General features: G+C 39.8%; 12 protein-coding genes and 1 other RNA gene. 4 read left to right on the top strand and 9 right to left on the bottom strand.

Annotated features, from left to right (window positions below; genetic code table 11):
- Window positions 1-85 precede the first annotated feature (85 nt).
- Genes dolP through HH219_RS16365 form a run of 4 tightly spaced genes read right to left on the bottom strand, consistent with a single transcriptional unit; the run spans window position 86 to window position 3,531 of the window.
- Window positions 86-652 (bottom strand): division/outer membrane stress-associated lipid-binding lipoprotein, encoded by a 567-nt coding sequence (gene dolP, locus HH219_RS16350; RefSeq protein ID WP_054204390.1) that lies wholly within the window; start codon window positions 650-652, stop codon window positions 86-88.
- Window positions 652-1,239 (bottom strand): SIS domain-containing protein, encoded by a 588-nt coding sequence (locus HH219_RS16355; RefSeq protein ID WP_054204389.1) that lies wholly within the window; start codon window positions 1,237-1,239, stop codon window positions 652-654. The genes dolP and HH219_RS16355 overlap by 1 nt, the downstream gene beginning before the upstream one ends.
- 1 nt (window position 1,240) lies before the next feature.
- Window positions 1,241-1,612, bottom strand: coding sequence for a YraN family protein (locus HH219_RS16360; RefSeq protein WP_054204388.1), 372 nt, complete (start codon window positions 1,610-1,612; stop codon window positions 1,241-1,243).
- 41 nt (window positions 1,613-1,653) lie between these two features.
- The gene (locus HH219_RS16365) at window positions 1,654-3,531 is read right to left on the bottom strand and encodes a penicillin-binding protein activator (protein WP_169328077.1); all 1,878 of its coding nucleotides are present in this window, start codon (window positions 3,529-3,531) and stop codon (window positions 1,654-1,656) included.
- 61 nt (window positions 3,532-3,592) lie between these two features.
- Here HH219_RS16365 and rsmI point away from each other — a divergent pair, with 61 nt between their 5' ends.
- Together rsmI and rnpB are read left to right on the top strand one after the other, a co-directional pair.
- Window positions 3,593-4,450 (top strand): 16S rRNA (cytidine(1402)-2'-O)-methyltransferase, encoded by an 858-nt coding sequence (rsmI, locus tag HH219_RS16370; protein WP_054204386.1) that lies wholly within the window; start codon window positions 3,593-3,595, stop codon window positions 4,448-4,450.
- Window positions 4,451-4,491: 41 nt separating this feature from the next.
- Window positions 4,492-4,871: RNase P RNA component class A (gene rnpB / locus HH219_RS16375), an RNA gene on the top strand.
- Window positions 4,872-4,960: 89 nt separating this feature from the next.
- Here the strand turns inward: rnpB and HH219_RS16380 are convergent.
- Complete coding sequence (locus HH219_RS16380) at window positions 4,961-6,076, bottom strand: mechanosensitive ion channel domain-containing protein (RefSeq protein ID WP_169328078.1); 1,116 nt, start codon at window positions 6,074-6,076, stop codon at window positions 4,961-4,963.
- A gap of 136 nt (window positions 6,077-6,212) precedes the next feature.
- On the opposite strand from HH219_RS16380, the gene HH219_RS16385 reads away from it, so the two are divergent.
- A complete protein-coding gene (locus HH219_RS16385; protein ID WP_054206650.1) occupies window positions 6,213-7,187 on the top strand; it encodes a YihY/virulence factor BrkB family protein in 975 nt (324 codons plus the stop codon).
- A 262-nt stretch (window positions 7,188-7,449) separates the two neighbouring features.
- On the opposite strand, the gene HH219_RS16390 is transcribed toward HH219_RS16385, so the two are convergent.
- The 4 genes from HH219_RS16390 to HH219_RS16405 form a co-directional block, all read right to left on the bottom strand.
- The gene (locus tag HH219_RS16390) at window positions 7,450-10,488 is read right to left on the bottom strand and encodes an EAL domain-containing protein (protein WP_211842166.1); all 3,039 of its coding nucleotides are present in this window, start codon (window positions 10,486-10,488) and stop codon (window positions 7,450-7,452) included.
- A gap of 325 nt (window positions 10,489-10,813) precedes the next feature.
- The gene (locus HH219_RS16395) at window positions 10,814-11,071 is read right to left on the bottom strand and encodes a hypothetical protein (protein ID WP_169328079.1); all 258 of its coding nucleotides are present in this window, start codon (window positions 11,069-11,071) and stop codon (window positions 10,814-10,816) included.
- Between the two features lie 20 nt (window positions 11,072-11,091).
- Window positions 11,092-11,535: a phage holin family protein gene (locus HH219_RS16400; RefSeq protein WP_169328080.1), complete on the bottom strand. Its 444-nt coding sequence runs from the start codon at window positions 11,533-11,535 to the stop codon at window positions 11,092-11,094.
- A gap of 5 nt (window positions 11,536-11,540) precedes the next feature.
- Complete coding sequence (locus HH219_RS16405; RefSeq protein ID WP_054206646.1) at window positions 11,541-11,879, bottom strand: hypothetical protein; 339 nt, start codon at window positions 11,877-11,879, stop codon at window positions 11,541-11,543.
- 588 nt (window positions 11,880-12,467) lie between these two features.
- Here HH219_RS16405 and mraZ point away from each other — a divergent pair.
- Entirely contained in the window at window positions 12,468-12,926 is a 459-nt protein-coding gene (mraZ, locus tag HH219_RS16410) for a division/cell wall cluster transcriptional repressor MraZ (RefSeq protein WP_054206645.1), read from the top strand.
- Window positions 12,927-12,944 lie beyond the last annotated feature (18 nt).

Consider the following 12,944-nt stretch of genomic DNA (forward strand, 5'->3'; position numbering starts at 1 on the left):
GCGCGAGGTAAACTCCCGCCTACAGGAATTAAAAAACTTTGCGATATTAACTGCAAGGCTTTTAAACTCCTCGAACCTGATACCTTTACAAATACTCAAACACTTTAATTACACGTTCAACACCAGATACGTTACGGGCAACGCTTACAGCCGTGTTAGCCTCGGAGTTGGAGACTAAACCCATTAAGAAAACTTCGCCATTTTCAGTAATTACTTTGATGTTATTACTACTAATATTATCGGTAGTAAGTAGCTTTGTTTTTACTTTTGATGTTAACCACGAATCGTGTGTTTTTGTGCTAATGCTAATATTAGAACCGATACGAATCTGATTATGGATCTTACGTATGCCTATTACTGTCTCAATCGCACGATGGGCTTCATTTTTCATTTCTTGATTGGCAACTTGCCCTATCAATAAAACAATGCCATTAACGCTTACAGCGCTTATATTGGCATGATCTGCTAAGCGTGGTATCTCATTTATAGATAAGTTAGCTTTGATCTCGATGTTGTTATCATCAATTTGCGAACCCAAAGTTCGGCGATCATTCGCTGCAGTTACTGCGCCAGCAGTTCCTGCAACAACGGCAACGGCGCAACCTTGTAAAAATAAAACGGTACTGATAATAATAAGTGAGTGCTTGAGCATTAACTTTCATCCTGTGGAAATAGGGTTAAATCGATTAGCTCACTTAGGCAATGAAGGTTAACTAAGTGTGACTCTATAATGCGACTAGGGCGCTTTGATGGTACGCGGATCTCAACATCATTTGCGCCAAGCAAGCCTGCTAATTCACCACCATCATCACCAACTAAAACGATCACTTTCATATCTTTAGTTAACGCAGCCTCAACCGCAGAAATAATATTCTTTTCATTACCATTAATGGCCAGTACCAACAATAAATCACCTTGTTGTGCAAACGCACGCACTTGGCGAGCAAATGTATCTTGTTCGTCACTTTGGCTCGTTTGACCTAAGTTAATATGCTCTTGCGATAACGCAATTGCAGGTAAGCACGGGCGTTCTGTTTCATAAAAATTAATCAACACACCAGCCATGTGTTGAGCCAGCATATGACAGCTTGCTGTGCCGCAAAAAATCAATTTATTACCATTGATTAAGCTTTGCGCAATTGTGAATGCGGCGCTTTCTAACGCACTAGGCAAAACTTCACCTGCAGCAATCTGCACTTGAATACTTTCTGTAAAAATTTCTTTTATTGTATCTTGCATATTAAAATACGTTTTTTATCCAATTAAGTTGTTGCGGCACTTCGCCGGTTATTGCGACAAAGTCAATTCTGAGCGCTTGATTACTCAGTTTTTTAAATGCTAAATAATGATAAATTGTACGTTTTAAACGTTGCTGTTTTTGTTTACCAAGTGCATGCAGCGCGCCGCCTTTTATGTGGCTACTGCGAAACTTCACTTCAACAAATACTAATGTATCACCATCACGCATTATCACATCTAGTTCGCCGTAGGGGCAGTTATAGTTGCGCTCAATGGCTATTAAACCTTGCTCTTCTAAATACTTTTGCGCTTGTAACTCGTAATACTGACCTTTTTCACGGCTATTTTGCCATAGTTGTTTAAACCAAGACATCACAACATCCTTATTTTGCTGGCCTCAAATCAGGATTATAGCTACTCACTCCCCATTTGGTCACTTGCTGTTTGCATAAATAATGGGATCGGTGCATGTGTTTTAAGCTGCACGGCGCTAATTTGCTTGTTTTTGTATTGAGCCCAATTCAAATGACGGTTAATTTGGCCATCGCTAGTAATGCTTAATTGGCCTGTTAAACCACCGAACTGCTTACCAGGGATCATACTCAACTGCGTAATATCACTAAGCATTGCTACGGAGTCATAGGCCATCGCAAATAATCGTTGGCTTATATCAGCTTGATCAGGCCATAAAGTATTATATTGCTGACGTAAGGCTTGCTTTGATATCTGGTCACTTAGCATCCACGGTAACTCAGTAAAGTACAAACCATCTAGGTCACCTTTATCAGTTTTATCAATTTGTTTACTATGACTTTTTGAACTTGCGTAAAGTGGGATCCGTTCAGCAAAGGTACTTACATTTACATCTAAATAAGGTTTGAGCAAACGGGTTTCCATAGCATCACCTAGGATATAAATAACATCAATATCACGACGAGATCGAGTTTCGCTTTCAACTTCTTGTTTAAATAATGATTTTACTGTGCTGATTCGCTCCTTCGATTTATCCACTTCGAGTAAGCTGGTTATCGTTGTAGGCATGTCCTTTTTATCATCGTATAAACCGACTTCTGGTTTTGTTTCACTATAGCGTTGCCACTGAACATTAAAGTACTCAACTAACCGTTGACCAGCACCGTTATTTGGCGCAAGCAACATCGGTTTTTGGTAACCCATTGCTAAAAAGTGTTCCAGCGCTTGCTGAACTTCATGCTCAGGATTAAGTGCAAAGAAATAATGCTGAGTTGATGTGCGTTCGCCATCAAATGAATTTAAATGTAAAGTTGGATAGCTTTGCAGAGCTTGATTAGCCACAAGTTTATCAATGTTACCTTTGAGTAATGGGCCAATCACAAAGTTTGGTTTAATCTCGCTAAGCTTAGCTGTTATTTCTGAGGGACTAAGCATTTCATCAATAAAAATGGTCTCTTGAATCAGTGAGCTATCTAGCGCACCTAAAATACCTGCTTTTAATGCATCACCTAATCGTTCATTTGCACCTGACTGAGGAATTAGCACTACTAAACGTTCAATATCTAAGGGGGCAATAGCTATAAGTGCGGCCGCTTTCTTAGGCAATACATCTATCGCAGGGTGAGTTGGATAGCGTCGCTGCCAATTATTAATTGCCTGATCCAATTCAACAGGCGCGCCTAAATACACTAAATGATATAAAGCTAAATTAACCCAACCTTGTTGAACAACAGAGCCGCGGTTAAAGCGTTCAAGCGCGTAAGATGAAAGCTGTTTTAAGTTTTCCCATAATCCTTTGTTTAACTGCGGTATGGTTAAGTTATTTTTACTTGCAGTCTCTGACGCCCTAAAAAAGTAAGGCATCGCGTCTTTAGGTAAATTTTGTGATGCGTAAATACTGGCTGTTAGATACTGGTGCCATGCAAAGTGTTCGGGCTGCGTTAGTTGTGAATCTAAACTGGCGAGGATTTCAAGCGCCAAAGTGTTCTTGTTTTGCTGCTTTTGTGCAAATGCGATGTAAAGCTTGTTTTGTACCTGATCAACACTCGGAGTACGTTCAAGTTCGATACACACTTGTTCCAACAGTGGCCAGCTTTGTTCAGTTATTGCTGCGTCACGAGCACTGTAGAGTAGCTGAATTTTATCAGCACCTTGGCGATTCAAAGCAATTTGGTACATAGATTGTGCATCAGTCGCTTGAATTTGTGTGGTGCTATTAGCTGAACTGAGGTTTTCAGTGGTTTTAGTCGGTTTTTCGGTTGTACTACAGGCCGATAACCCTGACAATATGATTAATAGACTAACAAGTTTAAGTCGCACAATGATTTCCCAATACGTTAACGCGATTTGCTTATATTACTGACTGACGCAGGAGACCTCAATGTTAAATGAGGAGAATTCACAGAAAATCGGCACTCTTTACATTGTAGCCACCCCAATCGGCAATTTTGACGATTTAAGTCAGCGCGCAATCGCGACATTATCGCAAGTTGACTTAATCGCTGCTGAAGACACTCGCCACACCGGCAAGTTGCTCAGTCATTTTGGGATTAAAGCAAAAACGTTTGCTTTGCATGACCATAACGAAAAGCAAAAAGCGCAACAAATTATTGATCAACTAAATCAAGGTTTAAATATTGCGTTGGTATCGGATGCCGGCACACCGCTGATTAGTGATCCAGGTTATGCCGTGGTTAACTTATGCCGAGAGCAAGGTGCGCATGTCACGCCAATTCCAGGTGCGTGTGCTGCAATTACGGCCGTATGTTGTTCAGGCTTACCAACTGATCGTTTTCAGTTTATTGGCTTTACACCCGCTAAAAGTAAAGCGCGACAAGATTTTTTCATTGATGCGGTTAATTCCAACATCACCAGCATCATGTACGAAAGCACGCATCGTATAATGGCCAGCCTTGACGATTTAGAAGCTGCGCTTGGCAGCGATCAGCAGGTTGTATTTGCTAAAGAGCTAACCAAAACATTTGAAACCTTTTTTAATGGCACAGTAAGCGAGCTTAAACAATTTTTAACTGACGATCCAACCAAGCAGCGCGGTGAAATAGTACTCATGTTGCCAGGTAAAGCAAAGCTTGTTGATGATGTACCACCAGAGGCGCGTAAAATGCTGGCGCTCCTTGAGAATGAAATGCCAATGAAAAAAGCCTGCGGTATTGTGGCTGATTACTTCGGCATGAAGAAAAACGCCTTATATAAAACAATTATCGACGAAAAAGAATAAATCTTACTGCACATACTGCTTAGCTCAGGTATAATGCGCGCCGAGTCAGCCAAGATGATCGCTGCCTGTGACGAAAATGATCAGGGGGAGGAAAGTCCGGGCTCCATAGGGCAGGGTGCCAGCTAACGGCTGGGGGGCGCGAGCCCACGACAAGTGCAGCAGAGAGGAGACCGCCAATCTTCGGATTGGTAAGGGTGAAAGGGTGCGGTAAGAGCGCACCGGGCCACTAGTAATAGTTGGTTGCAAGGTAAACTCCACCCGGAGCAAGACCAAATAGGGTTCTATCATTTTAAATAATGAACGCGTGGCCCACGTGAGAACCGGGTAGGTTGCTTGAGCCATAGAGCGATTTATGGCCTAGACGAATGATTATCACTTTCTTCGGAAAGGACAAAACCCGGCTTATAGGCTGACTCACTCATTCAATAAAAAGCCCGCAGTTAACGCTGCGGGCTTTTTTGTGTTTGCTGTTTTATAGTGAAGTACCGCTATTTTTTAATCCTTTAAAATTTAAATAATATTATTACCTTGTTCGGGATCACGAGATTCATCGGCTTGTTCGCGAATATCATCAGTATCACTGCTTACATCGTCAATACCGTGTTCATGCTGTGTTGTTGCGCGTTTTTTAATGTGGGGGTTCTCGTTTGTGGTTTCTGTTGCCGCTGTTTTAGGTGCTATTGCTGGGGGGTAAATATCTTCACCTTGGCTATTAAGCAGTACGCGTTCTCTGGCATCGTCAGGCATGCTTATTTGATGTTGAGTAAAGTTATTGATTAATTCTCGCATGAGTTGTGAAGCTACTTTTACAACACTATGTTGTTCGCTATTGACCCAAAAGTACACGGTAAAGTTGATGGTGGCTGAGCCTAAGTTATCAACTAATACTTGAGGGGGTGGATCGCTAAGCACTGCGGTTTGCTCTGATATTGTGCTAATAGCAAGGCTTTGTGCGGTGCGAATATCATTATCGTAGCCAATTCCTATTGAGAAATGACCTCGCATTTTGGGGTTTGCTGTTAAGTTTTTAATAACATTTTTATAAACGCTCGCGTTAGGTATTTGTATATGGTTACCATCAAAATCAACAAGGGTTGTTGCACGCGCAGTTACTTTTTTTACAACACCTAGGCGACCGTCTACCTCAATGACGTCGTCTATTTTAAAAGGGCGTTGTACGCTTAGTAACATGCTTGAAATAAAGTTTTCGGCGATATCCCTAAATGCAAACCCTAAAATTAAACCGAGAAGGCCTGTTCCGCTCATTACCGCGACGGCAAATTGAGTTAAACCAGCGAGCCTTAAAAATAAATAAATGCCAAATAATATGATTAAAGTACTAATGAACCGTCTTGTGACTACATGCAACAAGCGGCTTTCACTTACGTACCCTAAAGGCTTAAGTAATAAGTAAGATAAGGGCTTTGCTAGAAAATAACAGCTTACGATCGCAAGTATACCCAATATGAGTGCGGGTAACATTTGCGCCGTAGTCTGTAAAAAGTGCGTTATTTGCTCGCTGAACCCTTGGGCTGTGAACTGCCAAGGCTGCTCTACTTTCAGCTTGGTTGAGTCCTTCTCTATTAACTTAACAAACTGATTTATAAATATAAAAAAATTATTCATTGATACAAATCCCTTGCAATGGCAGGTCTGATTGTTGATGTGTAAGTGCAAATAATAGACCATAATTTAATGGCAAGTTTGTTGCAGGTTAAACGTATTAACTTTAACCACAGTTTAAAATGTGATGAGGTATAAAATGCATACTGCGAAAAATAAAAGAGGTCATCAAGCTCGTACGCCTACCTCTATACCTATACTTGGTTGGTGGGACATTACTAAGCGAGTTTATGTTAGTTTGTCACAAGATAATTTATCGTTTGTGGCTGCGGGGGTCGCATTTTATGCGTTGTTGGCTATTTTTCCTGCGATTGCTGCGTTGGTATCTGTTTATGCTTACTTTTCATCACCAGCTGAAATATCAGCACATTTAAGCCAATTTATCACATTGTTACCGCCTAGTAGTCGTGACATTGTGCTTGAACAAGTGACTGCAGTGAGTCAAAAGTCGCATACCACTTTAAGTATAAGCGCCATAGGTACTTTGTTGCTTGCTATATGGAGTAGCAGTAAAGGCTGCCAAGCATTAATTACGGCATGTAATATTACTTACCATGAGCATAATAAACGGGCGTTTTTTCAAGCATTGATTGTACGGTTTATATTTTCGGTGGGTGCGATTATGGTTGCAGTCATCGCGCTGCTCATTATCGGTATTTTACCTATAGCACTTAATTTGGTTGGGTTAACTCAACAGGTCGATATTGTCATTCAATTAGTCTCATGGCCATTATTGGCGCTTGTTTTTAATTTTGCATTGGCATGCTTGTATCGTTATGCGCCCCATAGAAAAGCGGCTAAATGGCGCTGGGTAACACCGGGTTCTTTAATTGCGATGGTGTTGTGGATAGTGGCTTCGTTGGGGTTTTCGTTTTATGTTGCTAAATTTGCTTCGTATAACGAAACTTATGGTTCACTGGGTGGCGTTGTGATCATGCTAATGTGGTTGTACATCAGTGCTTATATTATCATTTTTGGTGCAGCTATCAATGCATGCGCAGAGCAGCAAACAATGTTTGATAGCACTATTGGCCCCGCTAAAGATGTGGGTGAACGGGGCGCTTTTGTGGCTGACAGACTAACCACCTTACAAAAGAAAAATAGGGTTGATTAGGGCGTGTTGACCTTTGAGGATTGAAATTTGTTCAACTTAGGGGCGATTTAATCGCGGCGCGAGGTTTGTAACCTAGCGGGCTAAGTAAAAACCGAGTAACAAAGAGTCAATCGCCCCTAGGAAGAACCCTTTGGGCAGCGCATGTTTGGTATTTATACTGCGTTATCACCTATTTATGGGGAACAACCACACGACATAGGCTCTGCCTTGCCTAAATACCAAACATACTGCTGCAAAATCAATCACGAAAGGTCAACACGCCCTAATCATTTGTTTTTGAATTATTGAGTAGGGCGATAAATTCTTGCTCAGGTAATGGTTTTGAAAATAAGTATCCTTGGCCATAGTCGCAGCCAAGTTCCATTAATAGGTGGCGTTGTTCGGTTGTTTCAATCCCTTCAGCGATCACTTTTAAACCAAACTGGTGCGCCATAGTTATTATGGCCTTACATAGCGCGAGCTCTTGGTTATTAGCATGAATGTTATCAACAAAGCATTTGTCTATTTTTAGGTAATCGGCGTCCATTTGCTGTAAATAAGCAAGGGATGAGTAACCAGTACCAAAATCATCTAAAGCAAGCTCCATACCTGAACGCACTAGCGATTTGAGCCTTTGTTGGGTTAAATGCTCTGGCGTGATCATTAGTCCTTCGGTGATCTCTGCCACAATGGCGCTAGGTGGTAAATTGGCTGCTTCAAGTAGCGCAGGCCATTGATCAATACCACTATCAAGGCAGCTAAATTGTACGGGTGAGACGTTAATACTTAGCTGAAAATTAGGGTCTATTTTTTCGCGTAATATATTGAGTGTTTGTAATGCTCTGGTGAAAACAAATTGTCCCAGAGGATTAATATAGCGAGACTCTTCAGCAAGAGGTATAAATTGTGCGGGGCTAATAATTCCTTGTCTTGGGTGTAACCAGCGGATCAAGGCTTCAGCTTTGTGGATCGTCCCAGAATCAAGATCAACAATAGGTTGATAATAAAGATCAAATTGTTGCTTCTCAATGCCTCTGCGAATGTTTTTTAGTAAATTCATTCTAGCTTGTGCTTGCTCACGTAAATTTAAGTTAAAAAACGCAAAGCAGTTTCGGCCATTTTGCTTGGCTTGATACATAGCTTGATCGGCTGCTTTTAACAGCAGTTCAGAAGTGTCACCATCAGTTGGAGCAATTGCAATACCGATACTGGCTGCTATATACACTTCTTCATTCTCTAAATGGAATGGTTTTGACATCGCTTTGAGCACATCATTGGCGACCTTTTTAATATGAGCATCGCTTACTAATTTGGTATGCACCATAACAAACTCATCACCACCAATGCGGGCAATAAAGTCAAGATCAGCTATCGCATATTGTAGCCGAGTAGCAATGAGCTTAAGTAACTCATCACCATAGTAATGGCCTAAAGTATCATTTATATCTTTAAAGTGATCGAGATCTAGTAACATTAACACTAGCGGTTCTGCGGGATTGCAATGTGTACTGAGGCGTAAATTTAGTCGTTCTTTTAACTCAATTCTATTTGGCAGGTTGGTTAAATGATCAAAGTGAGTTTGGTGCCAAATTAAATCATCTGCAGCTTTTTTCTCGGTAAGATCAGTAAAAATAGCAACACGGCGCTGGGGTTGGTGATATTCATCGTATACGGTATCGATAGTAAGCCATTCGGTGAACAATTCGCCATGTTTACGTCGATTAATTACTTCACCTTGCCAGCGTCCTGTTTCTTGTATTTCCTGCCACATTGCATAATAAAACGCTTTTGTGTGTTTTCCTGAGCTTAAGATTGCGGTGGTTTTGCCCAGCACTTCTTCTTTTCTGTACTCGGTTACCTTACAAAAAGCGGGATTTACATCTAAAATCATGCCGTTTGGATCAGTGATCGCCATGCCTTCACTGCTGTTTGAATAAACAAGTGAGGCGAGGTGAGAGGCTTTTGCAGCTTGTTTTTGTTCACTAATATCTTGTAAAACTATAGTGTATTCATTGCTGTTTTGTTTTGCGCTAATACGCACCGCAAAAATATGCTCTGCAGTGGTATTATTTTCGGTTAACTCAAAATAGGTGGTTTCATTTTTTGCAGGTAAATTTTTAAGTAATTGCTTACTTTTTTCTTCGTCTAAAATATCGCGTAAATGCAGTTTAGAACGAGTAAAAACTGAGGTGTTGAGCTGTGATATTTGGCCACCTAAATTAAGTACTTCACCATGAACGTTTACCCTAATATAAATGTCGGGCAAAGCGTTTAATAAGCTACTTAGTTCATCATGCTGGCGTTTTACATTAGCTTCTGCGTTTAGGCGCGTTTGTGCCATTTCTTCAAAGTGTGTGTATAACGTGTTTAGCTCAGGGCTGTTTAGGCTAAATTGCTTTGGTAATTGTCCAGATGCCAGTTCTTTAATCGCCGTAGTTAGGCGGGCAATGGGTGTTAATACTGATTGCTTTAATCGTATATGGGCAAATATGCACAATATAAAAATCATGAAAATAAAAGCAAAAATAGTATTTAAAAATAGATGATTGGCTTCTTTTATTGCATTGTTAAAGGGGATCGCAACATACACATTTAAGGTGTTTTTCACTTCATCTTGGTACATTACTTGACTATGTAAAACATGGTTTACACCTTTAAAATCAACAATGTTGTTTACTGCTGGTTGCTCAATACTAAAACCATAATGACTAACATTTGCGCCAAATAAACTAGGATCATTGGGATAATTGGCAATAATTCGGCCATGGCTATCCGTGATGACTGCAATTGCATTGGGTGGTAAATGGAAGTTTGCGAGTTTTTGGCTCCACCAATCTAATGTCATTACTGTAACAACAGCGCCATATGGTGTTTGTTTATCATCTAAAAGTGGGTAAGCAAAGTTTACAGTTAATGTATCTAAGCTACGATCTTTTTGAAAAAAACCAATCGCAAAATTTTTAGATTCTAGCGCATTTTGAAAGTATTCACGATCAGCAATGTTGATCTCTTCCTTAACGCCTTTTAATAAACATTGTGGATCACCTTTTAAGTTAGTAATACCAATATTCGCAATTTCAGGCTTAAGTGCTTGGACTTTTGTTAAGTAATACGGGCATTCGGATATAAGCGGTGAGCTAAAATCTTTTAAGCTGGCTAATTGTGTTGTGAATATTTCAATTTCGTTAAGTATCTCAGTCTGTTGGGTGGCAAGTTGTTCAGCAATAGCTAATGCCTGAAAGCGACTCTCCTGTAGTGCAGTTTCCTTTGCATGCCAAAGGCTAAACAGCATCACGACGATACCAGGCAAGCTTAACAACATAAACAAACGGTAAAGGCGATGTTTTAATGACGACGAAAAAATGATGATACTCTTCTAACTTTGCACTCAATTCAAAATTGTAGCCAATAATGTAAAAAATAACCACGTATTATATAAGGTTAAGTGAATATTCATTTAAAACGAATGATTGATGTTACTTTACATAATACAATGTTACTAATTTTGGTGCATCAAAGCCCTTTAAATAATGATAAGTTATTGTTGAATTTAAATAATCGTATAGTTGATGTGTTATTACCCATTTTATAATTAAGTAATATCATTGACTGAAATTCAATAAGGTATTTTGATGGCGCGTACTTTATTATAGTAAACGCAGTAGCCACGTTAGTTTACTTATTTTGCTTGCGGTACTTTTGTGCTTCTCACTAGATTTAAGGGCTTGATACCCAGCACCTGCTGTAAATGCACTTCCAATACCTACATTACTTACTAAAAATCGCTTTAGTCGGTAGTTAAATGCTTGCTGATGTTGCTTTTTTAAGCCATCGAGAGCATCCATTTTTTGACTTAAATGGGTAACTTTATTGTTTGGCTTTTGAATGAAGTAATCAATTATCATAACAAGCTCCAAGAAATTTATTACTTATTAACGTTAAGCAGCTGTTTGATACTGCGGGCAGTTTTGTCAAATCCAATTTTTTCACTAATGTAGCCAATATTTTTCCACAGCCATGCTAAACACAGTAACTGTAAAACAATTAAACAAGCCGCGCTGAGCCAAATAGATTGACTGAATGCAAAAATAGCGAGCCCGATTGTTGCCAGTAAACCAGCCCACAGTAATACTAAGCCTCCAGCAAAGCTAACCAATAAAATAATGGTCAACGCTAATGAGCGTGTAGATAGTCGCCATTCTGCACTTGCTAGCTCTTTGCACGTACCAGCTTGTTGGCGATAGTCCTGATAAATTTGCTCACCATACTGCGAAAGTTTGACAAGGTGATCTTGCCACTGATCAGCGCTTTTAGCGGCTGGATCAGTGGCACGATGCTGCTTATTTACCGTATCGGTATCTTGGTCCATAACGGCTACTTACGACGAATTAGCGCGGTTACTAACATACCAGCAGCAAATGCAATACCTGCTGTCGCTAACGGGTTTTCAGACGCTAACTTGCGTGTTTTACCACTGTATTCAGTGATCTTATCTTGCGCTAGTTTTTGCTTTTCAGATAAAGTTTCTGCTGAAGTAGATGCGCCTTTGCGAATGTTTAATTCTGCAGCAGCTGCTTTTGAAGACAATGTATCAACAGCTTGATGAGCTGCTGACGTTGCTTTCTCTGTTAATGGTGCTTCAGGCACTGCTGAGTTTACAGTTGCTTTACTATTGGTTGCCGTTGTTGAGTTAGTTGCTGATGTAGTCATCATTATTCCTTAATAAATTAATCGTGCTTTAGAATAAGCAAGCTTTAGACCAGCCATATTATTTTTATATTATTATTTAAAATCAGTGTATTACGATTTTCGTTCAGACAAATACATAATATTCAAAATTATGAGTGAGTAACAGTTTCACTGTAATGGTAAATTTTACAAAGTGATTACAAATGCAGACATTCACAACTTCAGTGAGAGAATAATGTTGATTTGTATAAACTTTAATCGAAACAATTAAAGCATGAGGAATTAAGAAGGGAAATATTTGTAATTATTCATCGATTATTCATCGATTATTCATCGATTATTCAGTCTACATCAGCGGTGAAAAGTTTACTGAATTTGATGATCAAATTTATTTTTTTATTGTTCTCCACATTTTCCCACGTAATTCAGTAGCTTTGCGCGAGCCCTTATTTTTTCTGGCTTTAACAGTCAATTATAGGATTTTGCTGACTTGACAAAACTCCTTGTCAAGCCCTAAACTGGAGCACTGTGGTAAAAAGTGGTTTTTAGTGGATCAAATTGGATCAAAGTAATCGAAATCGGTTAATTATAAATTATTAGAATAGGTTTTATATGTTTCGCGGTGCGAGTTCACTGAGTTTGGATGACAAAGGACGATTTGCGGTACCTACTAAATACCGAGACTCGTTATTGTCTGAAGATCAGGGGACTGTGATCTGTACTGTGGCATTGAATGAGCCCTGCTTATGGTTGTATCCATTAGCACAGTGGCAAGATATCGAAGATCGATTAGCTAAAATTTCCAATATGAATCCACGTGCACGACGCATGCAACGAATGTTGTTAGGTAATGCAACTGAGTACCAACTAGATAAAAATGGCCGAATACTATTGGCACCGTCGTTACGGTCTCATGCAGATTTAGGCAAAAAAATCATGTTGGTCGGTTTGATGAATAAATTTGAGATCTGGGATGAAGAGCGTTGGCATGAGCAAATGCGCCAAGACACCGAAATAGAGCGACTCGGTGATTTTGAATCAACCCCTGATTTGGATAATTTCTCGCTCTGATCACACAATAAAAAAGGC

This window comes from Pseudoalteromonas sp. NEC-BIFX-2020_015, assembly GCF_012952265.1.
GTDB classification, from domain to species: Bacteria; Pseudomonadota; Gammaproteobacteria; order Enterobacterales; family Alteromonadaceae; genus Pseudoalteromonas; species Pseudoalteromonas neustonica.